The 24,705-nt window shown below is 70.3% G+C and carries 23 protein-coding genes; 8 read left to right on the top strand and 15 right to left on the bottom strand.

The window, feature by feature from the left end:
• Positions 1–16: 16 nt before the first annotated feature.
• Together QM572_RS17925 and QM572_RS17920 are read right to left on the bottom strand one after the other, a co-directional pair.
• Positions 17–1,210, bottom strand: a complete 1,194-nt coding sequence (locus QM572_RS17925) for an acyl-CoA dehydrogenase family protein (protein WP_415095338.1) — start codon at positions 1,208–1,210, stop codon at positions 17–19.
• 1 nt (position 1,211) lies between these two features.
• Positions 1,212–2,324, bottom strand: a complete 1,113-nt coding sequence (locus tag QM572_RS17920) for an acyl-CoA dehydrogenase family protein (RefSeq protein WP_415095337.1) — start codon at positions 2,322–2,324, stop codon at positions 1,212–1,214.
• A gap of 107 nt (positions 2,325–2,431) precedes the next feature.
• Between QM572_RS17920 and QM572_RS17915 the strand changes: the two genes are divergently transcribed.
• Both QM572_RS17915 and QM572_RS17910 read left to right on the top strand, forming a co-directional pair.
• Positions 2,432–3,211 carry an SDR family NAD(P)-dependent oxidoreductase gene (locus QM572_RS17915; RefSeq protein WP_415095336.1) on the top strand — a complete coding sequence of 260 codons (780 nt, stop codon included), beginning with the start codon at positions 2,432–2,434 and terminating at the stop codon, positions 3,209–3,211.
• An 82-nt stretch (positions 3,212–3,293) separates the two neighbouring features.
• Positions 3,294–4,094 (top strand): FadR/GntR family transcriptional regulator, encoded by an 801-nt coding sequence (locus QM572_RS17910; protein ID WP_415095335.1) that lies wholly within the window; start codon positions 3,294–3,296, stop codon positions 4,092–4,094.
• A 34-nt stretch (positions 4,095–4,128) separates the two neighbouring features.
• Here QM572_RS17910 and QM572_RS17905 read toward each other — a convergent pair whose 3' ends face one another.
• A complete protein-coding gene (locus QM572_RS17905; protein ID WP_415095334.1) occupies positions 4,129–4,944 on the bottom strand; it encodes a sugar phosphate isomerase/epimerase family protein in 816 nt (271 codons plus the stop codon).
• Complete coding sequence (locus tag QM572_RS17900) at positions 4,941–6,155, bottom strand: amidohydrolase family protein (protein ID WP_415095333.1); 1,215 nt, start codon at positions 6,153–6,155, stop codon at positions 4,941–4,943. Before QM572_RS17900 ends, QM572_RS17905 begins: the two co-directional genes overlap by 4 nt.
• A gap of 99 nt (positions 6,156–6,254) precedes the next feature.
• Between QM572_RS17900 and QM572_RS17895 the strand changes: the two genes are divergently transcribed.
• Positions 6,255–6,734, top strand: coding sequence for a pyridoxamine 5'-phosphate oxidase family protein (locus QM572_RS17895; RefSeq protein WP_415095332.1), 480 nt, complete (start codon positions 6,255–6,257; stop codon positions 6,732–6,734).
• 84 nt (positions 6,735–6,818) lie between these two features.
• Here QM572_RS17895 and QM572_RS17890 read toward each other — a convergent pair whose 3' ends face one another.
• From QM572_RS17890 to QM572_RS17855, 8 genes are all read right to left on the bottom strand, one after another.
• Entirely contained in the window at positions 6,819–7,637 is an 819-nt protein-coding gene (locus QM572_RS17890; protein ID WP_415095331.1) for an NAD(P)-dependent oxidoreductase, read from the bottom strand.
• Between the two features lie 36 nt (positions 7,638–7,673).
• Positions 7,674–8,441 carry an SDR family NAD(P)-dependent oxidoreductase gene (locus tag QM572_RS17885; RefSeq protein WP_415095330.1) on the bottom strand — a complete coding sequence of 256 codons (768 nt, stop codon included), beginning with the start codon at positions 8,439–8,441 and terminating at the stop codon, positions 7,674–7,676.
• 84 nt (positions 8,442–8,525) lie between these two features.
• The gene (locus QM572_RS17880) at positions 8,526–9,674 is read right to left on the bottom strand and encodes a thiolase family protein (RefSeq protein WP_415095329.1); all 1,149 of its coding nucleotides are present in this window, start codon (positions 9,672–9,674) and stop codon (positions 8,526–8,528) included.
• 49 nt (positions 9,675–9,723) lie between these two features.
• On the bottom strand, positions 9,724–10,482 hold the full coding sequence (locus tag QM572_RS17875) for an SDR family NAD(P)-dependent oxidoreductase (protein WP_415095328.1): 759 nt from the start codon (positions 10,480–10,482) through the stop codon (positions 9,724–9,726).
• Entirely contained in the window at positions 10,482–11,648 is a 1,167-nt protein-coding gene (locus tag QM572_RS17870) for a CaiB/BaiF CoA transferase family protein (RefSeq protein WP_415095327.1), read from the bottom strand. Before QM572_RS17870 ends, QM572_RS17875 begins: the two co-directional genes overlap by 1 nt.
• Entirely contained in the window at positions 11,645–12,409 is a 765-nt protein-coding gene (locus QM572_RS17865; RefSeq protein WP_415095326.1) for a crotonase/enoyl-CoA hydratase family protein, read from the bottom strand. The genes QM572_RS17870 and QM572_RS17865 overlap by 4 nt, the downstream gene beginning before the upstream one ends.
• Before the next feature lie 50 nt (positions 12,410–12,459).
• Positions 12,460–13,611, bottom strand: a complete 1,152-nt coding sequence (locus tag QM572_RS17860) for an acyl-CoA dehydrogenase family protein (protein WP_415095325.1) — start codon at positions 13,609–13,611, stop codon at positions 12,460–12,462.
• Positions 13,612–13,662: 51 nt separating this feature from the next.
• The gene (locus QM572_RS17855) at positions 13,663–14,100 is read right to left on the bottom strand and encodes a VOC family protein (protein ID WP_415095324.1); all 438 of its coding nucleotides are present in this window, start codon (positions 14,098–14,100) and stop codon (positions 13,663–13,665) included.
• Between the two features lie 133 nt (positions 14,101–14,233).
• On the opposite strand from QM572_RS17855, the gene QM572_RS17850 reads away from it, so the two are divergent.
• The 4 genes from QM572_RS17850 (at position 14,234) to QM572_RS17835 (ending at position 20,220) form a co-directional block, all read left to right on the top strand.
• Positions 14,234–15,043: a FadR/GntR family transcriptional regulator gene (locus QM572_RS17850; RefSeq protein WP_415095323.1), complete on the top strand. Its 810-nt coding sequence runs from the start codon at positions 14,234–14,236 to the stop codon at positions 15,041–15,043.
• 250 nt (positions 15,044–15,293) lie between these two features.
• The gene (locus tag QM572_RS17845; RefSeq protein WP_415095322.1) at positions 15,294–16,490 is read left to right on the top strand and encodes an ABC transporter substrate-binding protein; all 1,197 of its coding nucleotides are present in this window, start codon (positions 15,294–15,296) and stop codon (positions 16,488–16,490) included.
• Between the two features lie 56 nt (positions 16,491–16,546).
• Positions 16,547–19,468: an ABC transporter permease subunit gene (locus tag QM572_RS17840; RefSeq protein ID WP_415095321.1), complete on the top strand. Its 2,922-nt coding sequence runs from the start codon at positions 16,547–16,549 to the stop codon at positions 19,466–19,468.
• A complete protein-coding gene (locus QM572_RS17835) occupies positions 19,465–20,220 on the top strand; it encodes an ABC transporter ATP-binding protein (RefSeq protein ID WP_415095320.1) in 756 nt (251 codons plus the stop codon). Before QM572_RS17840 ends, QM572_RS17835 begins: the two co-directional genes overlap by 4 nt.
• Positions 20,221–20,266: 46 nt before the next feature.
• Here the strand turns inward: QM572_RS17835 and QM572_RS17830 are convergent, their stop codons facing one another.
• Positions 20,267–21,499: a CaiB/BaiF CoA transferase family protein gene (locus QM572_RS17830; protein WP_415095319.1), complete on the bottom strand. Its 1,233-nt coding sequence runs from the start codon at positions 21,497–21,499 to the stop codon at positions 20,267–20,269.
• Positions 21,500–21,552: 53 nt separating this feature from the next.
• Complete coding sequence (locus QM572_RS17825; RefSeq protein ID WP_415095318.1) at positions 21,553–23,184, bottom strand: thiolase C-terminal domain-containing protein; 1,632 nt, start codon at positions 23,182–23,184, stop codon at positions 21,553–21,555.
• A 118-nt stretch (positions 23,185–23,302) separates the two neighbouring features.
• Between QM572_RS17825 and QM572_RS17820 the strand changes: the two genes are divergently transcribed.
• Complete coding sequence (locus QM572_RS17820; RefSeq protein ID WP_415095317.1) at positions 23,303–23,572, top strand: hypothetical protein; 270 nt, start codon at positions 23,303–23,305, stop codon at positions 23,570–23,572.
• Between the two features lie 38 nt (positions 23,573–23,610).
• Here the strand turns inward: QM572_RS17820 and QM572_RS17815 are convergent, their stop codons facing one another.
• A complete protein-coding gene (locus tag QM572_RS17815) occupies positions 23,611–24,492 on the bottom strand; it encodes a sugar phosphate isomerase/epimerase family protein (RefSeq protein WP_415095316.1) in 882 nt (293 codons plus the stop codon).
• Between the last annotated feature and the right edge of the window lie 213 nt (positions 24,493–24,705).

Here is a 24,705-nt window from a genome sequence, read left to right as displayed (position 1 = left end):
CCTGTCCGGCCGTCGCTCAGCGCGGCGGCATGGCGGGGTCGCGCGGCAGTCCGAGGATCTGCTCGGCCACGGTGTTCAACTGGATCTCGCGGGTGCCCGCCCCGATGGTCGAGGCCCGCGTCCGCAGGAATCCGCCCAGCCAGCGCGCGCTCTGCACCGAGCCTGGCTCTCCCTTGGCCAGCAGCCCGGCCGGGCCGAGCAGGTCGACGGCGAACTCGTGAAGCTCCTGCTCGAAGGTGGAGATGAGCAGCCGGGAGACCGAGGAGGAGGCGCCCGGCTCACCCTTGCTGAGGATGTCGGCGATCGTGCGCTCGGCGCTGTAGTGGATGAGCCTGACCCGGACCTCGAAGTAGGCGAGCCGATCCCGGGTGAGGGGATCGGCGAGCAGCCCACGCTCGCGAGCCAGGCTCTCGAGCTCCGACAGGACCCGGCGATAGCGCGCCGCCTGGTTCATCGCGCCCGCCGAACGCTCGTGGCCGAGGCTGGTGCGGGCCAACGGCCAGCCCTGGTTCTCCTCGCCGATGCGATCCGCCACCGGGACCCGGACCTCGTCGAAGAAGACCTCGGCGAACAGATGCCCGCCGGTGAGATCACGGAGGGGGCGCACCTCGACGCCGGGAGCGTGGGCATCGATGACGAGGTAGGTGATGCCCTTCTGTCGGCTCTCGGGGGTTCCGGTGCGCACCAGGGTGAAGAAGGCGTCGGCGTCGCCGGCATGGGAGGTCCACACCTTCTGCCCGGTCACGACGTAGTGATCGCCGTCCCGGCGCGCCGCGGTGCGAAGACTCGGCAGATCCGAGCCCGCGCCGGGTTCGGAGTAGCCCTGGCACCAGACCGTGTCGCCGCGCAGCATCGGGCGCAGCCACCGCTCCTTCTGCTCGTCGGTGCCGAACATGATGATCGTCGGCGCGACGATCCCCAGTCCGGTGCCGAGCGGACCCGGCACGCGGGCCCGGGCCAGCTCCTCCTGATAGATCACCTGGCGAGCGAAGGAGAGGCCCATGCCGCCGTACCGGCGCGGCCAGCTCGGACCGGCGACGCCATGGTCGAAGAGGGTGGCGAGCCATCCCTTCTGCCAGGTGAGCCGCTCCCCCGCATCCTTCGGCGCGCGGCCGGGGTGGTGCTCGGCGAGGAAGGCGCGCAGCTGGGACCGGAAGTCCTCGTCGGCGGCGACGTCGGCCAGGTCGACCACCATCGGGGCCGTCCCCATCTCAGATCTCCACCAGGTCGGCCAACCGGCTCCGCTGGAGCTGGGGCCGGCCGAGGAGCGACTCGCTCGCCTTGGCACGGCGCAGGTGCAGATGGGTGTCGTGCTCCCAGGTGTAGCCGATCCCGCCGTGCACCTGCAGGCATTCCTTCGCGGCCGAGGTGTAGGCCGCGGAACACTGAGCAGCGGCGACCGTCGCCGCCACGGAGGCCTCCCGCCCCGGCCGGACCACTGCGCTTCCGGCGTACGCCGCGGCCAGGTGTGCCGCCTCGACCTCGATGAGGACACGTGCGCACATGTGCTTGATCGCCTGGAAGGAACCGATCGGGCGCCCGAACTGCTCGCGCACCTTCGCGTAGTCGACCGCCATCTCCAGGCAGCGTGCCGCGCCACCGGCCTGCTCCGCCGCCAGTGCCGCCAGCGCTCGGTCGAGAAAGGCGCTCCGCCAGGCCGCGAAGCCGCCACTCGGGCTCACCCGCGACGCCCGGACGGCGTCGAACCCGACGACGGCGAGCTCGCGGGTCAGATCCAGCCACTCCACACGGGTGCGCGCCACTCCGGAGGCGCCCGGCTCGACCACGAAGACTCCGGGCCCGTCCGGCGCCGCGGCGACCACGACCAGAAGGTCGGCCGTGGCGCCGTCGATGACGAAGCACCGGGTGCCGTACAGACGCCAGTCGTCCCCGTCGCGACGCGCCGTGGCCGAGGGATCGGCGGTCCAGGATCCGTCGTCCTCGGCGATGGCCACGGTCGCGGTCACGGAACCGGAGGCGATCTCGGGAAGCCAGCGCCGAGAGATGTCACCGTCATCGCAGAGGACGAGGGCCTGCGCTGCGAGCGCGACGGTGCCGAAGTACGGCGCGACCAGGAGCGCCCGACCCATCTCCTCGAGCACGATGCCGAGCTCGACCGGGCCGAAGCCGGCGCCGCCGAACTCCTCGGGGATCACCAGCCCCTGGAGGCCCAGCTGGTTCGACATCTGCTCCCACACCGAGGTGTCATGGGTCTCGGCGGAGGCGATCAGCCGACGGACGTCCTCGCTGCTGGACTTCTCGTCGAGAAACCGCCGCAGCACGGACCGCAACTCGTCGTGCTCAGTGGTGGAACCGACTGACATCTGCCGCCCCTCGTTCAGATCTGCGTTGTCCGCTACCGTAATCCTTATAGTGCAATGATTCAACTTAACTGGCGACCGCGCAGGGCGCCGGTGACGGAGGGAGAACCATGGACATCGCCGGTGCAGTGGCACTCGTTGCGGGCGGCGGGGGCGGCTTCGGCGCAGCGACCGCGCGCCGCCTCCACGCCGCGGGGGCGCGGGTGGTCGTCAGCGATCTCGACCAGGCCAAGGGACGCGCGATCGTCGACGAGCTCGGCGTGGGCGCCGTCTTCGTGCGGACCGACGTGACCCGGGAGGACGACGTCGCCGCCGCGGTCGCGGCCGCGGAGGGGCTCGGCCCGCTCCGGATCGCCGTCGTGGCGCACGGGGGGCCGGGCGGTCCGCGGATCCTCGACAAGGAGAACGCGCCGGCTCCCCAGTCGTCCTTCGCCCGGGTGATCGAGGTCTTCCTCCTGGCGACCTACAACATCGACCGCCTGGCGGCGGCCGCGATGGCGCGCACCGACCCGTTGGAGAGCGGCGAGCGGGGCGTGATCATCAACACCGCCTCGATCGCCGCCTTCGACGGCACCATCGGACAGACCGCCTACGCCGCGGCGAAGGGCGGTCTGGTCTCGATGACCCTGCCACTGGCTCGCGATCTCGGCCCCTTGGGCATTCGGGCGCTCACCCTTGCGCCCGGGACCTTCCTGACCCCGGCGTACGGCGACGCCGATCCAGCGCAGCTGGACGGGTACTGGGGTCCGGCGATCCCCTTCCCGAAGCGGATGGGACGCCCCGAGGAGTACGCCCAGCTGGTGCAGCAGATCGCCGAGAACGTCTATCTCAACGGCGAGACCATCCGCATCGACGGCGGCCTGCGGTTCACCCCGAAGGGCGCGAAGTAGCGCCCGCCGTCTCCTAAGCCATGTCGCTTAAGTAACACGATCAGTGCGCTATTTGATCCATTAGTAGGGATAGGATCCGGCCATGACTCTTGCTCAGGACTCGGGCCCCCGGATCGGCACGGTCGTCCGCGCCCCCAAGACGGCTGAGCTCATCGCGACGCATCTCCGCCGCAGGATCGTGCGCGGCGAACTGCCTCCCGGCGAGACGCTTCCGCCCGAGTTGCAGTTGATGGAGCAGTACGGCGTCTCGCGGCCGACGCTGCGCGAGGCCTTCCGGATCCTCGAGGCCGAGACCCTGATCAGCGTCCGCCGCGGGAGTCGTGGCGGCGCTCAGGTGATGGCTCCCGACGCCTCGGTCGCCGCCCGCTATGTCGGCATCCTGCTCCAGACCCAGGGCACCACCATCGACGACGTCTACCAGGCCCGCATGATCTCAGAGCCGCCGTGCGCGCGAATGCTCGCCGCCAACCGGACCGAGCGGGACCTCGAGGACCTCGAGGCTGTGGTCCTCGCACTCAAGGACGAGGTCGCCGCGCGAGACACGTTCGTGCCGGATCCCGACAGTTGGTCGCAGCTGACGTACCGCTTCCACGAGCTCATCCTCCAGCGTTGCGGCAACCGGACCCTGGCCATCCAGGGCGCGGTCCTGCAAGAGATCGTGGCGACACACGTGCGGACACGAATCGCGACCGGCTTCACCGCCGACGACAGCCCCGAGCGCTTCCAGCGCGCGATCCGGTCCTACCAGAAGTTCATCCGGCTGGTCCGGGACAAGGACGCCGCGGGCGCCGAGGCACACTGGCTCTCGCACATGGAGGTCGCCGGCCACTGGCTGCTCAAGGACGACTTGAAGACGAAGCCGGTCGTCGACCTCTTCTCCTGAACCTCGATCCAGGCGGAACGGCGCCCGAGCCGGATCAGGCGCCGAGGTCGTCGAGGAGGCTCTCCAGCCGAGCCAAGGAGGTCAGCACGGCCGCACGATGACCGGATTCGTCGATCCGCGGTCCGCTCAGCTCCAGGTCGAAGGGGCCGGTGTATCCCGCCGCGAGCAGGTGCGCGACCAGGGAGCGCAGCGGGATATCGCCGTCGCCGGGCACGGTCCGGCAGGGGAGCGAGCGAGCGCCTCGCTCCATGTCGCTCACCTGGACGTGATGGATCAGATCGATGTGCTCGGCGATGTTCTCGAGCAGGTCGGCCTCGGTCCAGACGTGGAACAGGTCCAGGCAGACGCCCATCCCCGCCAGGGTGGCGAGCGCGACGGCGTCGCGGAAACTGTGCACGAAGGTGAGGTCGGCGTAGAGCCAGTTCGTCGGCTCCAGCGCGACCCGAACACCCTTGGCCCCGGCATGGGCGACCACCGGTGCGGCCAGTGCCGCGTAGGCCTCCGCGTTCTCCGACCAGGTGTCGAAGACCCGAGGGCCGGTCAGCGTGTAGACCGTGGTCGCGCCTAAGGCGGCGGCTTGGTCGACATCGGCGAGGGCCGCGCTCACCCGGTCGGAGTTGTCCGCGCCCGGGGCCAGGTCGAAGCGGATCGCGGCCGTGGTCGTCGCCACGCCCACGCCGGACTCACGGGCCGCCGCGGCCAGCACCCCGGCTCCGGTCGCGCTCGCCTTGGCCGAGGTGATCGAGGTCCAGAGCACCCCCAGCTCTCCGCACGCACGGACGGCTTCCTCGGCCGACATCTCGGGGAAGCACAACCCGCTGACGGAGAGTCGCGAGTGGACCGAGGTCATACCCGGGGAAAGTTGAGCACGTCGCGCGCGTTGAGCTCGACGATCTTGTGCGCCTCATCATCCGGGACGTCGAGCAGCGACTCGGCGATGACCTTGCGGCTGTTCGGCCACTCGGAGTCCGAGTGCGGATAGTCGATCTCGACACAGATCCGGTCGATCCCGATCGCGTGCCGGTTGGCCAGACCGAAGTCGTCGGTGATGTAGCAGCCCCAGAAGTGCTTCTTGAGCAGCTCACTCGGACGGGCATGGAAGTCGATGGGCTGGTAGTAGCGGTGCTTCGACCACACCGCGTCCGCCCGCTCGGCGATGTAGGGGATCCAGCCGATCCCGCCCTCGGCGAGCATGAACTTGAGGTCGGGGTGCTTCTGCAGCTGGCCGGAGAACAGCAGGTCGGTCGCCGACCACATCAGGTTGCAGGCGTAGAGCGTGAACGAGACCGCGTTGGGCGCCTCGTCCTTCGGAAGCCCGGAGCCGTCGTCATAGCGAACCGCGACCGAGGAGAAGTTCTCCCCGGTCACCAGGCCGGAGGCCGAGGCGGAGAACCCGGGCACGAAGCTGCCCGAGCCGAAGTGCAGGCTGATCGGGATCCCGGTCTCCTCCGCGACGTCCCAGATCGGTCCCCAGTAGTCGCTGTGGAACGACGGCAGGCCCAACGGCGCGGGGCTGTCGGGGAAGGAGATGGTCCGGGCGCCCATCGCGGCGACCCGCCTGAACTCGGCGACGGAGGCTTCGATGTCCCAGATCGGGAGGAGGGCGAGCGGGATGTACCGGTCGGGAGCGGTCGCGCACCACTCTTCGATGCTGAAGTCGTTCCACGCCTGGAGCGAGGCGAGACCGAGCTCCTTGTCCTTGGCACGGAGGAACACCCGGCCACCGAAACCCGGGAACGACGGGAAGCAGCAGGCCGCCTGGACGCCGTCGACGTCCATGTCCTTGACCCGCGCCGCCGGGTCGTAGCACCCCGGGATCATGTCGTCGAACCGCAGTGGCTCCATCCCGAACTGCTCGGGCGACTTGCCCGCCACCGCATTGAGCCCGATGTAGGGGAAGATGTCGTCCTCGAAATGCCAGATGTGGCTGCCGCGCTCGTCCTCCACGATCCGTGGCCCACGCTCCTGGAACTTCTTCGGAAGTCGGTCCGTGAAGACACGGGGATGCTCAATCAGATGGTCGTCGACCGAGATGATCTGCATGTAGTCCTGGAGCGGCACGGTTCCTCACCTTTCAAGTTCCCCTACGTCGGGCGTGACGTGAATCATATGACCTATTGTACTATCCAGCAATGGTCCCTGAGAAGTCGGCGTAACCCGATGACGACACCGCGCCGGCAGCGACGGGGGCGCGCGATCGCGATGTCCCCTGAGGAGGTCGACGCCTTCCTCCGCACCACGCGGACCTGCCGCGTCGCGACCGTGAGCGCGACCGGGCGGCCCCACGTGGCCCCGCTCTGGTTCGTCTGGGACGGCGCCGCGCTCTGGCTCAACTCGGTGGTTCGGAGCCAGCGCTGGACGGATCTGGCACTCGACTCCCGGTGCGCGATCGTGGTCGACGCCGGGGAGGACTTCTTCGAGCTGCGCGGCGTCGAGCTGTCGGGGCGGGCCGAGCAGATCGGCAGCGCGCCCCGCACGGGCGAGCCGGACCCCGAGCTGGTCGAGCCCGAGGAGCTGTTCGCCCGCAAGTACAGCGCCTCGGGCCGGATGACCCACGACGGCCGGCACGGATGGCTGCGCCTGGTCCCCGAGAAGGTGACCAGCTGGGACTTCCGCAAGGTCGCGGCCCCGACGACATGAGCCTCAGCCCGGATCCACCGGTTCCCGCCGTCGCCAGGGTGCCCGGACAGGGACGCGACAGGCGCGGAACAGGTGAACGCCGGCTCAGACGAAGCGGCCGCCCCGCGTGATGAGGTCTCCCAGCAGGCCAGTGTCCACACCGAGCTCCTCCGCCTGCTCGAAGCAGACCGCGACGTCCTTGACCAGGAACTGGGCGATGCCCTCGACCAGCTCGTCGGTTCCTCCGTAGCGAAGCGCGTGCTCGCTGGCCCGGCTCCCTCCGCTCATCTGCGCCAGGGAGGTCAGCAGCACGTCCTCGCCCAGGCCGAGGGAACCGGCCAGGCGTGCGGCATCCAGGAGGCACTGGACGTTGGCGGCGAGCAGGAGGTTGTTGAGCAGCTTGACCGAGAGGGCCGCCCGTCGCGATCCGGCCTCGATGACAGGATCGGCGTAGGTCGAGACGACCGCCCGGGCCCGGCTGCGATCGGCCTCCTCGCCACCCAGCATGACGGTCAGGCGCGCCGCAGCGATGTCGGCCGGCGTACCGCTGACCGGCGCGGCGACCACACCGATCCGAGGATGCCGCGCCGCGAGCTCGTCCACCGTCCTCACCCGCCCGGTGACGTGGGACACGAGAACGCCACCGTCGGGCATCGACGCCGCGACGATGTCGGCGACGGCCCGGAGCTGGTCGTCGTCGAAGACGGTGACCAGCACGACATCGCATCCGGCGGCCAGGCCCGCGATGTCGTCGGCCACGGCGATGCCGGCCGCTTCGAGCTCCGAGCGGCGCTCCTCACTCCGTGCGTGCACGCGGACGTCGCGGCCGGCGTCGACGAGACGGTCGACCATGGGGCGTCCCATTCGACCGGGCCCGACGAAGCCGATGCGCGGCGCCCGCGCAGCTCGTTCCCCCGTGGTCATCGCCTCTCGCCCTTCCCGTACGCCGGCCGCAGCCGCTCAGCGGGGCTGCATCCGGATGGCCCCATCGAGCCGGATCGTCTCGCCGTTCACATAGGAGTTCTCCAGCAGGCTGACGGCCAGGTGGGCGTAGTCGTCCGGGGATCCGAGACGGCTCGGGTGGGGCACCGTCGCCTCCAACGCCGCACGGATGTCGTCGCGGAGCCGCGCCAGCATCGGGGTGTCGAACACGCCCGGCGCGATCGTGTTGACCCGGATCTGCCGGCTGGCCAGGTCACGGGCCGCGACCAGGGTGATCCCGTGCACCGCCGCCTTGGCCGCGGTGTAGGACGTCTGCCCGATCTGGCCGTCGAAGGCGGCCACCGAGGCGGTCAGCACGATCGCTCCACGCTCGCCGTCCACCGGCTCGGACCGCCCGATGCGCTGCGCTGCGAGCCGGAGCACGTTGTAGGTGCCGATCAGGTTGATCCGAATGACCTCGGAGAAGGTGTCCAACGAGCCGGGGTTGCCGTCTCGATCCAGGATCCGCACGCGGTCGCCCCCTCGCCCGGCGCAGTGCACAGCGGCACGGATCGGGCCGTTGGCGTCCTCGATCAGATCGAGGGCCTCGATCACCGAGGTCTCGTCGGCGATGTCGGTCTTGACGTAGACGACTCCCCCGCCGAGCTCGTCGAGAAGGCCGTCGGCAGGTGGGTTGAGGTCGGCGATGCCGACCTTCGCACCGGCAGCGACGAGGCGGCGTACGGTCGCGAGGCCGAGGCCGGAGGCACCGCCGGTGACGAGGGCGGAGGTGGACGCGAGCTTCACTTGCGGCTCCTGTTGGTGAGGGGATGGGGCGGGTAGGGAGAGGGTGCAGAGAGGACGGAGATCCGGGTGAGGCGTCCGTGGGCGTCAGGAGGCGAGGAGCTCGATCACCGTCGCGTTGGCCATGCCGCCTGCCTCGCACATCGTCTGGAGGCCGTACTGGAGGCCGTGGTCCACCATGTGATGGATCATGCGCGTCATCAGGATCGCCCCGGAGGCGCCGAGCGGGTGGCCGACGGCGATGGCGCCACCCAGGGGATTCACCCGGGCGTGGTCGGCGCCGGTCTCGATCTCCCAGGCCAGGGGCACGGACGCGAAGGCCTCGTTGACCTCGAAGACGCCGATGTCGTCGATCGACAGGCCCGCGCGGGCGAGCACCTTGCGCGTCGCCGGGATCGGCGCGGTCAGCATGGTCACGGGGTCGTCGCCGAGCGCGACCCCGGAGTGGAATCGCGCGAGCGGCCGCAGGCCGAGGGCCGCCGCCTTCTCGCTGGTCATGATCAGCAGGGCGGCACTGCCGTCGGAGATCTGCGAGCTGTTGCCGGCGTGGATGACCCCGTCCTCCCGGAACGCGGGTTTGAGGTCGGCCAGTGTGGCCATGGAGCTCTGACGCCGGACGCCCTCGTCCATCGTGAAGGCGCCGTCGGGGCCGAGGACCGGCGTGATCTGTCCGGCGAACGCGCCGGCGTCGATCGCGGCAGCGGCCCGTAGATGGGACTCCAAGGCGAACTCGTCGAGCCGAGTCCGATCCAGCCCCCAGCGCCGCGCGATCTCCTCGGCACCGAGCCCCTGGCTGAAGCTGTCGCGCTGGTAGCGGTCCCTGACCCGGGGACCGAACGGCTCCCCCGTGGCCCGTGCGGAGCCGAGCGGCACCCGGCTCATCGACTCGACACCACCGGCGATGACGACGTCGTTCTGCCCCGAGATGACCGACGCGGCCGCGAAGTGCACCGCCTGCTGGCTCGAGCCGCAGGCGCGGTCGACGGTGACCCCCGGAATCGTCTCGGGCCACCCCGCGGCGAGCACCGCGAGCCGACCGACGTTCGTCGACTGGTCGGCGATCTGGGTGACACACCCCCAGATCACGTCGTCCACCGACGCCGGGTCGAGCTGGTTTCGCTCCGCTACCGCGATGAGCACGTCGGCCGCCAGGTCCACGGGGTGGACACCTGCGAGCGTTCCGTTGCGACGCCCGATGGGGGCGCGGACCGCGTCGACGATGACTGCGTCTCGCATAAGTCGTTCTCTTTCTCGTGTGATCCCGGGCCACGTCGGCCCGTGGAGCTCAGATGGACAGGTGACTGCCGCCGGTGACCCGCAACGTCTCGCCGGTGACGAATCCCGCACGCGAGGAGACCAGGTGGAGCAGCGTGTTCACGATGTCGCCGACCTCGCCTTCGCGGGGCAGGAGCTGACCGGCCATCACCCGCTCCACCACGGCCGGCGGCAGCTCCTCCCGGATCGTGTCGGTGAAGATCAGGCCCGGCGCGATCCCGTTCACCCGGATCCCGAGCGGGGCGAGCTCCCTGGCCAGGGAGATGGTCAGGCCCCGGACGGCCAGCTTCGAGACGCCGTACGCTGTCGGGTTGGTGTACGCCGCCGCCGAGGCGAGGTTGACCACCGAGGCGCCCGGACGTCCGGCCATCGCCTCCTGCGCGGCGAGGGTGCAGATCAGCACCCCCATCACGTTGACGTCGAAGAGCCTGCGCAGCCTGGGGATCCCGATCTCGGCTGAGGGCCTGTTGTAGGCGTCGGAGTGCAGACCGGCGTTGTTGACCAGGATGTCGAGGCCACCGTGCTGGGCGACGACGTCGGCGACCACCGCGGCGACCTGATCCTCGTCGGCGACGTCGCAGGCGACTCCGCTGGCCGCCAGACCCGCTGCCCGCAGGGCCGTCGCCGCCTCGGTGGCCGCCTGGACATCGACGTCCGCGAGGACGACGTGGGCGCCCCGTTCGGCAAGCGCCCGTCCGAAGGCGGCGCCGAAGCCCCGTCCGCCGCCGGTGATCAGAGCGACCTTGCCTTCGTGCTCGCGCGTGTCCATCAGCGCACCACCCCTGCCTTCCTGAGCTCGTCGACCTCGGCGCCCGTGAGGCCGGCCTCCGCCAGCAGGCCTTCGGTGTCACGGCACCAGCCCACGCGTGGGCGTTGGATCACGGCCGAGTCGGAGAGCCGCGGCGCCGGGGCCGGCTGCACCACGCCGTCCCACTCCACGAACGTGCCCCGCTCGCGCAGCTCGCCGACCAGGGCTGCCTCGCCCAGCGAGTAGACCGGGGTGACGCAGGCGTCGCGCCCGGCGAAGGTCCTCTCCCAGTGCTCCCGGTCGCGACTCCCGAAGATCTCGGCGAGCCGACGGGTCTGCTCGGGCCAGCGCGACCGATCGTCTTGGGGCCACTCCTCGGCCGGGAGGTCGAGGACCGCGAGCAGATCGGCGTAGAACTGGCCCTCGATGGCACCGACCGCGATGAATCCACCGTCCGCCGTGGCGTAGGTCCGGTAGTAGGGCGCCGCCCCGTCGAGTGCGTTGTCGCCACGGGTGTCGCTCCACAGGCCCGCCGACAGCATCCCGTGCATCATCGTCGTCAGCGAGGCGACGCCGTCGACCATCGCGGCGTCGACCACCTGGCCGCGGCCGGTGGCGACCCGCTGGTGCACTGCCGCCAGGACGCCGAGCGCGAGGAACATGCCGCCACCGCCGAAGTCGGCGAGCAGGTTGAGCGGCGGCGGCGGGGGTGCGTCGGCCGGACCGATCGGATAGAGCGCGCCGGCGACGGCCGCGTAGTTGATGTCGTGCCCGGCAGTCAGCGCCCGCGCGCCGGTCTGTCCCCACCCGGTCGCCCGGCCGTAGACCAGCGCCGGGTTGTGCTCCCGGAGGTCCTCCGGCCCGACCCGGAGTCGCTCGGCCGCTCCCGGCCGCATGCCCTCGAGGAAGACATCGGCCGAGCCGACCAGGCGCAGGAGCACCTCCCGACCGCGCTCGTCGCGGAGATCCAGCCCCAGGGACTCGTGCCCACGGGTCCGGGGGTCGTCCTCCTGCCGCAGGCCCGTCACGCCCACGGGCCTCTGGGGTCGGTCGACCCTGATGACGCGGGCTCCGAGGTCGCCCAACAGCATGGCCGCGTACGGCACCGGCCCGAGGGCACTGAGGCAGACCACGGTGAGGTCTCCCAGCGCCTGCCGCCCGGCACGCGTCTCGGCGCCGTGTGTCATCGGTCCTTCCAGACGGGGTCGCGGTGCTCGCGGAACGCCGCGACGCCCTCAGCAGCGTCGGACGAGGCGAAGACGGGCTCCAGATACTCGCGCTGGCGCGCGAAGCACTCCTCGACCGGCCAGTCCAGCGATGCGGAGGCGACCTGCTTGGAGGCCCGCACCGACATCGGCGCGTTCGCCGCCACCTCGCGCGCCAGCTCCACCGCGGCGGCGAGGGCTTCCCCCTCCTCGACGAGCCGGTTGACCAGCCCGAAGTCCGCCGCCCGGGGCGCCTCCAGCGCCGCGCCGGTCATGATCAGCTCCATCGCGATCCCGTACGGCATCCGCCGGGGCAGTCGGAAGACACCGCCGCCGCGGGCGGCGAGCCCGCGCTTGACCTCGGGCAGCCCGAACCTCGCCGTGCGGGCCGCGACGACGAGATCGCAGGAGAGCACCACCTCGAAGCCGCCACCGAGGGCCCACCCCTCGACCGCGGCGATGAGCGGGGAGGCCGGCGGGCGCTCGACGAGACCGGCGAAGCCGCGGACGTCGTCGCGGACCGGCTCGCCGGCCGCGAACGCCTTGAGATCCATGCCGGCGCAGAAGGTGCCGCCCGCGCCGTGCAGCACCCCCGCCCGGAGGTCGGGATCGGCGTCCAGCAGGTCGAGCGCCTCGGCGATCCCCCGCGAGACCGCGCCGTTGACCGCATTGCGCTGGTCGGGTCGGTTGATCGTGATGACCAGGACGGGACCGTCCTGGTCGACCTCGACGGCGTCACTCATCTCCTGGTCCTCTCGTTCGCACCCACGCCCGCTCCTCCGCCGCCCCGCGGTCAGCGCATCGCCGACTGGCCGAGGAGCGCCTTGCCCAGGTGGAGGATCTGGATCTGACTGGTCCCTTCGGGGATGGTCGCCTCGCGGGCGTCTCGGAAGTACCGCTCGACCGGCGACTCCTCCATCAGCCCGGCACCTCCGTGGACCTGGAGCGCCAACGTCGCAGCGCGACCGGCCGACTCCCCGCAGTAGAGCTTGGCCATCGAGCACTCGTACCGTCCGGGCTCGCCGGCATCGATGGCGCGGGCCGCCTGGTAGCCGAGCAGCCGGGAGGTCTCGGTCAGGGTGGCGATCTCCACCACCATCTGCTGGACCAGCTGGAAGGCCGCCAGCGGCTTGCCGAACTGCTCGCGCTGGGTGCAGAACCGGATCGACTCCTCCAGGCAGGCCTGGGAGAGCCCGACCGCGCCCATCGCCATGTTCAGGCGCCCGACGTTCACCGCGCCCATGCCGAGGGCGAGTCCACCGCCGATCTCCCCGAGCACGTTGGTCTCCGGCACGAAGGTGTCGTCGAAGGTGAGCTCACAGCTGGTGGTCGCGCGCAGCGGCATGTGCGGGATGTCGTGCACGCCGTACGCCGACTCCGCACGATCCACCAGGAGGGCGGTCACCCCCTCGTCGGCGTCGTCCTCACCGACGACGCGGGCGAACAGGATGCCGAAGTCGCACCCGAGCGCGTTGGTGATGTAGATCTTGCTGCCGTTGACGATGAACCCGCCGGCGGTTCGCTTGGCCCGGGTCCGCAGCGAGCCGGCGTCCGAGCCCGCTCCTGGCTCGGTCAGAGCGAACCAGCCGAAACGTCGTCCGGCCAGCACCGGGGCGAGGAAGCGTTCGCGCTGCTCGGCGGTGCCCGCCGCCGCCACGATCCGCGCCACCATCCCCTGGACGTTGACGGTGGTCCGGAGGGACCCCCAGCAACGGCCGGCCTCCTCCATGAGGATCGCCTGGGCGATCATGGGGAACTCGTCACCGCCGAGTGCCTCCGGAACGCCGCCGCGGACGTAGCCGCAGGCGTAGACCTCGGGGAGCAGGTCCCAGGGGAAGGTGTGAGCCTGCTCGTGGTCCCGGACCAGCGGAGCGATCTTCCTGTCGAGGAACGCGCGGACCGAGTCCCTCAGTGCCAGTTCCTCGCCGGACAGCAGCGCCGACATCTCCCGGCCTCCTCTTCCACGTCACTCATGATAGTTGTAATAGTTATCTGATCATACTGAACGATGTGCCGCGAGGCGGGCCATCGAGGCCTCGACCATCGACGACTTCAGGTACTCCACTCGCACCCCGTGCAGGACCTGCGGGCGGGTGTAGATCACCCGGGGCCCGTCGCCCGCGTCAGCACCCGGGATGATCGTGTCCACCTCGCCGGAGAAGGCCGGGCACACCGCCGCCACGTCCGGCGTGGCGAAGCCGAGGTGATGCAGGCCCTCCCCCAGATCCGGTCGCCAGATCCCCGTGCCCGTCGCCTCGACGAGCTCGAGCATCGGCGGGCCGCCGTAGGAGTAGCAGCACCGGATCGTCTCGCCCGTGGCGACCGGCGCGGTCAGGATGTCCTCGAACTCGATGCCCAGGACCTCGGAGAAGTCCCGGACGGCCTCATCGATGTCACGGACCAGGACGCCGACATGAAAGAACGGGCTGTACACGCGTGCCTCCTGGCAGGCGAGCAGGTCTCGCCACGTCGATACGAAAGACGAACAATCAGTAAACTGATATCACCAAAGCGCGCATTGCGGAAGGGTCTGGACCGAATGACCGATGAGCGCGGTACCATCGGGCATGCCCACGACCGCCTCGGGCTCGCCGGGCACGAACGGCCGGGTCGGAACGACCATCCGAGCACCGAAGACCGCCGAGCTGATCGCCGCCCGCCTTCGCCGACAGATCGTGCTGGGCGAGATCACACCGGGACAGACCCTGCCGCCGGAGTCCCAGCTCATGGAGCAGTTCCAGGTCTCGCGGCCCACGTTGCGCGAGGCGTTCCGGATCCTCGAGGCCGAGGCTCTGATCAGCGTCCGGCGCGGCAGTCGCGGCGGCGCCGAGGTGATCGAGCCACAGGTCTCCGTCGCGGCGAGGTACGTCGGCCTCGTCCTGCAGACGCAGGGCACGATGATCAGCGATGTCTACGAGGCGCGCATGGTGACCGAGCCCGCCGCGGCGCGGCTGCTGGCTCTGCGCAAGAGCCCGGAGAGCATCGCGCGACTCTCGGCCATCGTCGACGAGCTTGCCGCGGAGTTAGACGAGCGCGAGCCGTTCGTCCTCAACCCGGACACGTGGTCGCGACTCACCTCCGACTTCCATCAGGCGATCCTCCAGGAGTGCGGGAACAAGACCCTGGCCACCCAGGGCGCCGTTCTCGCCGAGATCGTCGGCACCCACCTCCGGGCCCAGCTCTCCCAGGGCTACGACGCCGGCGACCAGGAGCGCTTCCGACGCACGATCCGGTCGTACGCGAAGTTCATCCGCCTCCTGAAGGCCGGCGATGCCGACGGCGCCGAGAAGCACTGGCTGGCCCACATGGAGTCCGCCGCGCACTACCTCCTCAACGACGACCTGAAGTCCACCCAGGTCGTCGACCTCTTCACCTGACGCCGGGTCCGGGCATGCCTGCTGCCCGCGGCACATACGGGCGCAACATTCAATTTGTTGTGACGATTGACACACTGCCCTGCCGTACCTAAAGATCAGTTGAATCATCTCACTAGTTCATCGAGATGTCGGATACTGCGCGGCGCCGCCGCCCGCACGATCAGCGAGGCAGGACATGAATCCAACAGCACGACAGAACCCCACGCGCTCCCTTCTGCGCCGACCTGCGGCGCTCGCCGCCGTGATGAGCATGGCCCTGACGGGCGTCGCCGGATGTGGCTCGAGCGATTCCGACGACTCGGCGGACGACGGCTCGAGCACGGTCCCGACGGCGCTCGCCAGCTACTTCCCCGGCACCAAGGCCAGCGGCACCGCGGTCAAGGTCGGACTCGTGAGCGACGAGGGCGGTGGCGCGGTGTCGAACTCGAACTACAACGACGCCGGAGAGGCGGCCGCGAAGTACGCCAACGACGAGCTCGGGGGCCTGGCGGGTCACCCGATCGAGATCGTTCGCTGCGGGACCAAGTCCGACGCCACCGGCGCCACCGCCTGTGCGAACCAGATGGTCGAGGAGAAGGTCGCGGTCGTGGTGTCCACGGCCAACGGGTTCGGCGACACCATCGTGCCCATCGTGACCGGCGCCGGCATTCCTTACGTCTCGGCATCGGGCAACTCCGCGGCAGAACAGACCTCGGACGGCACCTACATGTGGGGCGGTGGTTTCGCGGCCACGCTCAAGGGGTTCGCCGAGTACGCCAAGTCCGAGGGATGGAAGAGCGTCACGGTCTTCCCAGTCGACGTCCCCGCCGCAGCCGGCGCGGTCAAGGCCGTGGGCGATCCGTTCTTCGAGGCCGCCGGAGTCGAGCTGAACATCACCGCGATCCCCGCCGGCGTCGCCGACGCCACGCCGCAGGTGACCGAAGGACTCGCCGGCGACCCTGACGGCCTCGCCGTGGTCAACAGCGAGACGGGGTGCACGACGACGCTCAAGGCGATCACCGTCGTCGCGCCCGACATCCCGACGATGGTCAATGCCTCGTGCCTCAACAGCGGGACGGCCGAGGCGCTCGGGTCCGCGTTCGACGGGGTCAAGGTGATGACGAACTCCTCCACCTCGACCGACGACGAGGAGTCGGCGCTCTACCGCCAGGTGATGGAGAAGTACGCCCCGAAGGCCGACGCCACCGGCTTCACCGTGACCGGCTACCAGTCCGTCCTCGGCCTCGTCCGCGCGGTCACGCTGGGCGGACTCAGCGGAGACGTGACCTCCGACGCGATCAAGGCCGCCATCACCGCCGCGAAGGACGTCCCGATGCCCGCCGCCACCGGCATCACGTTCACCTGCGACGGCACGGCCCTTCCCGCCCTCCCGTCCGACTGCACGGCGGCCGGCCTCCTGCTCACCGTGAAGGACGGCAAGGGGACCGACCCGCAGGTGGTCGAGTAGGCAGCGGCGAGACCGGCCACTGAGCAACCAGAGACCACGAAGGGCGAGCGCCAAGCATGGGCAGCATCGACGTCGTTTTCCTCATCCTCGGGCTCGGCAACGGGGCCGTCTACGCCGCGCTTGCGCTCGCCCTCGTGGTCACGTACCGCAGTTCCGGTGTCGTGAACCTCGCGACCGGAGCGATCGCGCTCTACGTCGCCTACACCTACGCCTTCCTCCGCAAGGGCGAGCTGATCAACCCTATTCCGGGGTTCAGCGCCACCGTGGACCTCGGCGGGCCCCTCGAGTTCTGGCCCGCGTTCGCGATCTCGCTCGTGGTCGCGGCGATCGTCGGCGCGGTCCTCTACGCCCTGGTGTTCCGTCCACTCCGGTCGGCGCCCGCGACGGCGAAGGCCGTGGCCTCGGTCGGGGTCATGATCGTGATCCAGGAGCTGCTCAGCGCCCGCTTGGGCACGACCGGGATCCAGACCCCTCCGATCTTCTCGTCCCACGTCTACACGATCTTCGGGAGCCGGGTCCCCGGTGACCGGCTGTGGTTCGCGGCGATCATCGTCCTGATGTCGATCGCGCTGGGCCTCTGGTTCCGCTTCACCCGCTTCGGGCTGGCGACGCGCGCGGCCGCCGAGTCGGAGAAGGGCGCCTTCGTCACCGGGATCTCGCCCCAGCGCATCGCGCTGATCAACTGGTCCCTCAGCACCGTCATCGGCGGTATCGGCGGCATCCTGATCGCGCCGATCGTGCCGCTCACCCCGGCGTCGTACACGGTGTTCCTCGTCGCGGCACTCGCCGCTGCGCTGGCGGGCAACTTCAGCCGGATCGGGATCACCGTCACCGCCGCGCTCGTGATCGGCATGCTCCAGTCCGAGGCGACGCACCTGCAGGCCAAGAGCTGGCTGCCGGACTCGGGCCTCGCCGACCTGGTTCCCCTGCTCGTCATCCTGGGCTTCCTGCTGCTCCGCGGCCAGGAGCTTCCCCACCGCGGCGCCGTCGTCCAGCAGACCCTGGGCGTCGCCCCTCGCCCGCGGGGCTATCTGCTGCCGGCCATCTCGATCACGGCGCTGGGCCTGATCGGGTTGACGACGACACACGGATCCGTCCGGGGCGGAGTGATCACGTCGATGATCCTGGCGGTCATCGTGCTCTCCCAGGTGGTGGTGACGGGGTTCAGCGGGCAGATCTCGTTCGCCCAACTGACCCTGGCCGGCGTCGCCGCCTTCTCCCTCACCCGCATCCAGGAGCAACTGCACGTCCCGTTCCCCTTCGCCCCCTTGCTCGCCGCCCTGGTCGCGATGGTCGTGGGGGTCGTGGTCGGGCTCCCCGCACTCCGCATCCGCGGCCTGCCCGTGGCCGTGACGACGCTCGCTCTGGCCGTCGTCCTGCAGACGCTGTGGTTCGAGAACGTCGACTTCAACGGCGGATACTCCGGCGCGCCGATCGCGGACCCGCATCTCTTCGGGCTGGATCTGGGTGTGGGCGCCGGCGAGGGCTACCCCCACCTGTCCTTCGGCATCCTGACGCTCGTCGTCCTGCTGCTCATCGCCGGCGGGGTGGCCATGCTCCGACGCAGCCGGCTCGGCGCCGCCATGCTGGCCGTACGCGCCAACGAGCGCTCCGCGGCAGCGGCCGGCCTGTCGGTCTCGCGGGTCAAGCTCATCGCCTTCGCCATCGGCGGGTTCATCGCGGGTCTGGGCGGCTCGATGATGGGCTATCAGCAGACCGCGGCCAACTTCAGCTCGTACACGGCGTTCGGCTCGCTCGCCCTGTTCACCACCGCCTACCTCTCCGGGATCACCTCGGTCTCGGGCGGCATCAACGCCGGCGTGATCGCCTCCGGCGGGCTGGTCTACGTCCTGGTCTTCAAGGGCCTGCCCCTCTGGATCTACATCCTCGTGCTCGGCCTCCTGGTCCTCGGCGTCGTACGACTGGTCGCCCCGAAGCTCACCCGGATCGGACTCGGCCTGGTCGCGCTGGGGACGGCGGCCGCGTTGTTCCACCACGGTCCGGTCAAGGGTGGCGAGTACTTCACCACCGTCAGCGGGCTCTTCCTGATCCTCACGGTCATCCTCAACCCCGAGGGCATCGTGGGCGAGGTGCACGCGCAGATCGCGCACCTGCGCGCGAGGCGGCAGACGCGCCGCCCCCAGGATTCAGCACCCCGATCGAGCCCCGACGCGGATCTCGTGCACGACACCGGCACGACCCCCGCGTCCGCGCCCGTCGCGTCGTCGCCCGTCGCGATCGATCCGATCTTGACGATCTCCGAGGTGGGTGTCCGCTACGGACGCGTGGTGGCGAACGAGGACGTCAGCTTCGAGGCCCGAAGCGGGGAGATCATCGGCCTGATCGGACCCAACGGAGCGGGCAAGACGACGCTGATCGACGCCATCACCGGCTTCGCCCGATCCACCGGATCGGTCACCCTGGACGGCCTCGACCTCAGCGGCCTCAAGCCGTTCGAACGCAGCCGGAAGGGGCTGGGCCGCACCTTCCAGGGCATCGAGCTCTACGAGGATCTCAGCGTTCGGGAGAACGTGGAGGTCGGCACGACGGCGGCCCGCTACTCGCATGCCGACGGCGCACTCGACATCGACGTCTACCTTGGGCTGGTCGATCTCTCCGACGTCGCCCACCGCCCGGTGCGCGAGCTCTCGGTGGGGCAGCGGCAGCTGGTCTCGGTCGCACGGGCACTCGCCGGACGTCCTCGAGTCGTGCTGCTCGACGAGCCTGCGGCCGGTCTGGACACCGGTGAGAGTCAATGGCTCGGCGAGCGCCTGCGCCGGGTGCGAGACGCCGGCATCAGCGTCGTGATGGTCGAGCACGACATGGGCCTGGTGCTCGACATCTGCGATCGCATCGTGGTGTTGAACCTCGGCAAGGTCGTCGCCGTCGGCACACCGGCCGAGATCCAGGGAAACGACGAGGTGAAGCGTGCCTACCTCGGCACGACGCACGCCGCGCAGGCAGGAGCAGGAGCATGACGACCGCACTCACCTGCACCGCGGTTGACGCGGGCTACCACGCGGGGCACCCGGTCGCCCGGCAGGTCGATCTCAGCCTGGAGGCGGGCAGCGTGCTCGCCCTCCTCGGGCCCAATGGCGCCGGCAAGACGACCTTGATGCTCACCCTGGCCGGCCTCCTCTGCCCGCTCGGTGGCCGCGTGGAGGTCGACGGGCGCGAGCTGAGGCCGGGCTCGCCGCGCGCCGCCGTCCGCGCAGGGGTCGTGCTGGTGCCGGACGATCGTGCGCTGTTCAAGGAGCTGACGGTCGTGGAGAACCTCCGGCTGGCCAGTCGCCGGGGCTCGCCGACGACGTTGGACACCATCTTCGGGTACTTTCCCGAGCTCGGGCGGCGGGCGAAGGTCGGCGCCGGCAGCCTCTCCGGAGGCGAGCAGCAGATGCTGGCGATCGGCCGGGCGCTGATGCAGGATCCCCGGGTCCTGCTGGTGGACGAGCTGAGCATGGGACTCGCTCCCGTGATCGTGGAGTCGCTGCTCCCGGTCATCCGACGGGTCGCCCACGACACCGGCGCGGCATGCGTCCTGGTCGAGCAGCACGTCAGCCTCGCCCTTCGGGTGGCCGACACGGCCCTGGTCCTCTCCCACGGCGACGTCGCGCTTCGCGGCGATGCCCGGGAGCTGGCGGCTGACGAGAGCCGGATCGAGGAGGCCTACCTGGGTCGCCGAAGCGACGACGGCGGGCTGAGCGTCGCCGTCACGACCGCCTCCCGCTGAGACTGCCCGAATTCACCGATCGTGCGCCCGGGCTCCGGGCGTCGCGTCAGGTGATCGCGCCGGCGATCTTGAGCTCCAGCAGCCGCTCGTCGCTGTAGCCGAGCTCCGCCAGGACCTCGTCGGTGTGCTCGGCGAAGAGCGGCCCGCGAGAGACCTCGGCCGGGGTCCCGTCGAACTGCACCGGGCTGGCGATCATCTCGCGCCGCACCCCCTCGGCATCCTCGAAGGCGCCGACCAGTCCGTTGGCCCGCAGGGCGGGGTCGTTGGCCACGCCCCACGCATCCTGGACGCTCGCCCACGGCCCCTTGAATCCCTCGAACGCCGCGATCCACTCGTCGTAGGGGCGCGTCGCGAGGACCTCGGCGATGATCTCGCCTGCCGCGGAGGCGTTCGCCATCAGCTTCTGGACGGTGTCGAAGCGCTCGTCGGTGGCGAGCTCGGGCCGGCCGATCAGGTCGCAGAATCCGTGCCAGTACGGACCGGGCTGGACCATCGAGAGCAGGAGCCACCGGTCGTCGGAGGTCCGATAGCTCCCGACCAGCGGGTTCCGGGCCGATCCGTGGCGGGGAGCCGGCGGGCGGGGCGGGGGCCCGCCCGCCATCATGGCGAGATTCACGGTGAACTGGCTCGCCCAGGCGCCGACCCCCAGGAGGGAGACGTCGACGACGGAGGTCTCCCCCGTCGCCTGACGGGCGAAGAGCGCAGCCGCGACGCCTCCCGCGATCGTCATCCCCCCCTGGTTGTCGCCGTACGCGCCGGCCGGCATCGGCGCCAGACGGTCCGCTCCGGGCGGCGTGGCTCCGGCCGCGCCGCCGGCGCGCGCCCAGAAGGCGCTCATGTCGTAGCCGCCCATGTCCGACTCCTCGCCGCGCTGGCCGTAACCGGAGCCGCGGACGTAGATGATGTCCGGGTTGATCGCCCGTACGTCCTCGAGCTCGATCCCGAGCTTCGCCCGTGCTGGTGGCAGGAAGTTGGTCATGAAGACGTCGCTGTTGCGGACGAGGTCTTCGAAGACCGCCCGCGCCTCGGGCCTCTCCAGCGCCAGGCCGACGCTCCGCTTGCCGCGGTTCGGCGCGTCGAAGATGGGCGAGAAGCTGCTCCCCTCGCTGATCGCGTCCACCCCGAGCACGGTGGTGAGGCCGCGCTGACCGTCGCCTCGTTCTGCGTGCTCGATCTTGACGACCTCCGCACCCCACTCGGCCAGGACCGCACCCGCGGCAGGGACGAAGGTGAATTGGGCGACCTCGAGCACCCGGACACCGGTCATGGGCTTGTACATCGTCGGATCTCCTCGTAGGAATCGTTGTGGCACTCTGAACGTCGTTGCTCGGACTAGTGGCGGCTGAGGAGGAGCGCGCTGCCGGGCGCTCCTCCGCCCGTGGTGACCACCGCGGTCTCGGCGCCGGCGACCTGCCTGCCCGCAGCCTGACCGCGCAGCTGGAGAACCGCCTCGCGCAGGAAGCCGAATCCGTGGAGTCGCCCCGCCGAGAGCTGTCCGCCGTGGGGATTGACCGGCAACGCTCCTCCGAGTGCGATGGCACGGCCCTCGTCCATGAAGTCGGCCGCGCCACCCGGCTCGCAGAAGCCGAGCGCCTCCAACCACGAGACGGCGTTGAAGGTGAAGCCGTCGTAGAGAAGCGCGACGTCGACGTCGTGCTGGCGCAGGTCGGTGCGGGTCCAGAGGTGTTGCGCAGGGCCCGCCGTCTGGGGCTCGTGCTCGAGGGTGCCCTGGTCCCAGCTCAGGCGCTCGAGGATCTGGGTCCCGACGGCCTCGACCCTCACCGGCGGCTGAGGACGGTCGCCGGCGGTCTCGATCGCCGACACGACCAGGGCGACCGCCCCGTCGACCGGCACGTCGCAGTCGTAGAGCCCGAACGGAGTCGACACCATCCGCGCGGCGAAGTAGTCGTCGAGCGTGATCGGGTCGCGATAGACAGCCTCGGGATTGCGTGCCGCGTTGGCGCGGGAGTTCACCGCGAGCCAGCCGAGCATCGTGCGGTCGGCGCCGTAGCGGTGGAAGTACTTCGAGGCGTACATCCCGATCCAACCGGCCGCCGACATCGCTCCGTACGGCGCCAGGAACTCGAGTTGTCCGGAGGCGCGAGCCGCGGGCGCGTCCCACCGACCGTCGCGGACCATCGTCGCGTGGGAGGACTCCCAGACGGTCCGGTAGCAGAGCACATGGCGACACAGGCCCGAGGCGACGGCCAGCATCGCCGCGATCACGGCACCCGCCTGGCCGGGCGTGTCCGCGGCCGCATTGAACCAGGTCGGGCGGAGCTGGAGCGCTTCGACGAGCGGTCCGATCCCGCCCTCGGACATGCCCGGCGACGGCACCCGCCCCGGGTAGGTCGACAGGCCGTCGATGTCGGCCAAGGTCAGACCGGCGTCGGCGATCGCCTCCTGGCAGGCGTCGACCGTCAGCGCCAGCGGATCGACCATCAGTCGCCGGCCGATCCGGGACTGGCCGACGCCGCTGAGGAAGCTGCGATGCTCGAACCGAGCGGAGGACGCGGGCGGCCGCACCCCGGCGGCGACGTCGCCGTCCTTCGGGACCTCGCCGACCTCGCCGACCCTGTCCGGGTCGGGCTCGAAGAGCGGCACGTGGATGTCTCCGAGGTGATCGAAGAGAACCCGGACGAACTGCCCCACGTGGACCTCGTCGGGGGCGCAGTTGACGATGTTGGTGGTCAGGCGAACGCCGTCGTCCTCCGCCAGAGCGACGATGGCGATCACGTACGGCGGCGGGAAGTCGGCCAGCCACTGCTGGTGGTTGACCGTGAATCCGACGACGACAGCTCGCCCCGAGACCGGTTCGAGGTCCAGCTTCGGCCCACCACAGGACCGGCACCGGGGCAACGGCGGGTGGGTGTACGCCCCACATTCCTGGCATCGGGTGACCCGCAGGATGCCATCGCCGCCACTCGACCAGAACTGGTCGCTGGCCAGGGTCGGCTGCGGCAAGGGTCGAACCGACACCATCGGGGAACAACCTCCGTGACGACCTGAGATGCGTTGCGTGACGTCTATCATATAACCTATTCAACTAGTACCACAACGCGTCGATGGAAAGGTGTGCTTCATGGCGGAGACAGAGGGCCCCTACTGGGACGAGGACGACCACGACCTGCTCACGTTCCACGAGTCGGGAGTGCGGCTGCGCAAGGAGATCACGCACGTCGAGAGCGCCCTCGACGCGGCGGGATCAACACCCGAGCGCGCCCTCCTCGAGGCGCGGTTGGCCGCGCTGCGCGACGCCCAGGAGCGCAGTTCCAGGAGCGAGTCGGAGAACCCCGGCGAGGCCGGCTTCCTCTCCTACCAGCCGCCGGCGAGCGACGGGACGGCCGACTAGCCCGAGAACGGGCTCAGCCACGCGAAGGGCACGGGCCCTCATTCCGCTGAGTGTCGTGAGTCCCGAGCGAGCAGCCCGCGTGCCGCGTCGACCCCGCGGCGGACGGCCGCCTGGGCGAGGACTCGGCGAGCGCCCTCGACGGCCTCCGCGGCACAGGCCTGCGGGCTCGCCCCCGCCTCCGCCCTGCTCCGCATCGGAACCTCCACGCCGACCGGCAGGCCGGCCGGCATCGCGGCGAGGAGCTCCGGCAGAGGAAGCTCGCCCTCCCCGGGCACCAGACGGTCGCTCGAGTCGTCGCGATAGACCGCATGGTTCTGCCTGACCGTGGCATCGCAGAGCTGCACGTAGCCGATCAACGACGGATCGAGCGCTCCCAGCTCCTCCGGGGTGACTCCGGAGCGCGCGACGTGCATCGTGTCGATCAGCAGGCGGAAGTCCGGCCGAGCGACCTCGGCCACGATCCACATCGCCTCCGCGAGCTCGCTCACCGCCAGGGAGCGAGCGAACTCCATCGTCGTCTCCATCCCCCGCTCGGCCGCCGCCTCGGCCAGAGCACCGATCTGGTCCACGCTCCGGGCGAGGTCGGGATCCATCGTCACCGCGTTGACCCGCCTGACCCCGAACTCCTCCATGACGTCGAGATTGGCGCGGTCCTGGAGGAGATCGCGTCCCGGAAGCACCACGAACCCCTCGCCGAGAGAGATCGACACGCCCCGGGCGTCCATCGCAGCGCACATCCGGCGCCGCAGGGCCGCATCGTCGACGAAGGAGTACTCCGGGAACCCCCACGGGTTGTACGGGCCTCCCCCACCCCGGGCCTTCATCGAGATCCGGGAGCATCCGAGGTCGGCGGCGAGGTGCACGAACTCAATCGGCGGCAGTCCCATCACCGTCTGGTATTCGATGCCAAGGTCGGTCATCGTCGTCCCTCCTCATCGATGTCGAGTCCGACCGCTCCCCGTCTGCCGTCTCGGTGATCGGTGGCGGTGATCGAGGCCGCCCTCACAGCTCCCGGAGGGCGGGGAGGACCTCGGCGCCGAACTCGCGGAGGAACTCGGCCTGGTCCATGCCGGGCGCGTGGAAGACGAGGTGACGCAGTCCGGCATCGACGTACGGCCTCACCTCGGCCAGCG

The sequence above is a fragment of the Nocardioides sp. genome (assembly GCF_047607365.1).
Classification (GTDB): Bacteria; Actinomycetota; Actinomycetes; order Propionibacteriales; family Nocardioidaceae; genus Nocardioides.
The sequence above is the reverse complement of the archived record's forward strand: the minus strand, read 5'-3'. Positions and strand labels throughout refer to the sequence as shown.

Excerpts from the sequence above, each read along its gene's own strand:
- QM572_RS17925 (WP_415095338.1), bottom strand. The coding sequence starts at position 1,210 with ATGGGGACGGCCCCGATGGTGGTCGACCTGGCCGACGTCGCCGCCGAC.
- QM572_RS17920 (WP_415095337.1), bottom strand. The coding sequence starts at position 2,324 with ATGTCAGTCGGTTCCACCACTGAGCACGACGAGTTGCGGTCCGTGCTG.
- QM572_RS17915 (WP_415095336.1), top strand. The coding sequence starts at position 2,432 with ATGGACATCGCCGGTGCAGTGGCACTCGTTGCGGGCGGCGGGGGCGGC.
- QM572_RS17910 (WP_415095335.1), top strand. The coding sequence starts at position 3,294 with ATGACTCTTGCTCAGGACTCGGGCCCCCGGATCGGCACGGTCGTCCGC.
- QM572_RS17905 (WP_415095334.1), bottom strand. The coding sequence starts at position 4,944 with ATGACCTCGGTCCACTCGCGACTCTCCGTCAGCGGGTTGTGCTTCCCC.
- QM572_RS17895 (WP_415095332.1), top strand. The coding sequence starts at position 6,255 with ATGACGACACCGCGCCGGCAGCGACGGGGGCGCGCGATCGCGATGTCC.
- QM572_RS17890 (WP_415095331.1), bottom strand. The coding sequence starts at position 7,637 with ATGACCACGGGGGAACGAGCTGCGCGGGCGCCGCGCATCGGCTTCGTC.
- QM572_RS17880 (WP_415095329.1), bottom strand. The coding sequence starts at position 9,674 with ATGCGAGACGCAGTCATCGTCGACGCGGTCCGCGCCCCCATCGGGCGT.
- QM572_RS17875 (WP_415095328.1), bottom strand. The coding sequence starts at position 10,482 with ATGGACACGCGCGAGCACGAAGGCAAGGTCGCTCTGATCACCGGCGGC.
- QM572_RS17870 (WP_415095327.1), bottom strand. The coding sequence starts at position 11,648 with ATGACACACGGCGCCGAGACGCGTGCCGGGCGGCAGGCGCTGGGAGAC.
- QM572_RS17865 (WP_415095326.1), bottom strand. The coding sequence starts at position 12,409 with ATGAGTGACGCCGTCGAGGTCGACCAGGACGGTCCCGTCCTGGTCATC.
- QM572_RS17860 (WP_415095325.1), bottom strand. The coding sequence starts at position 13,611 with ATGTCGGCGCTGCTGTCCGGCGAGGAACTGGCACTGAGGGACTCGGTC.
- QM572_RS17850 (WP_415095323.1), top strand. The coding sequence starts at position 14,234 with ATGCCCACGACCGCCTCGGGCTCGCCGGGCACGAACGGCCGGGTCGGA.
- QM572_RS17845 (WP_415095322.1), top strand. The coding sequence starts at position 15,294 with ATGGCCCTGACGGGCGTCGCCGGATGTGGCTCGAGCGATTCCGACGAC.
- QM572_RS17840 (WP_415095321.1), top strand. The coding sequence starts at position 16,547 with ATGGGCAGCATCGACGTCGTTTTCCTCATCCTCGGGCTCGGCAACGGG.
- QM572_RS17835 (WP_415095320.1), top strand. The coding sequence starts at position 19,465 with ATGACGACCGCACTCACCTGCACCGCGGTTGACGCGGGCTACCACGCG.
- QM572_RS17830 (WP_415095319.1), bottom strand. The coding sequence starts at position 21,499 with ATGTACAAGCCCATGACCGGTGTCCGGGTGCTCGAGGTCGCCCAATTC.
- QM572_RS17820 (WP_415095317.1), top strand. The coding sequence starts at position 23,303 with ATGGCGGAGACAGAGGGCCCCTACTGGGACGAGGACGACCACGACCTG.
- QM572_RS17815 (WP_415095316.1), bottom strand. The coding sequence starts at position 24,492 with ATGACCGACCTTGGCATCGAATACCAGACGGTGATGGGACTGCCGCCG.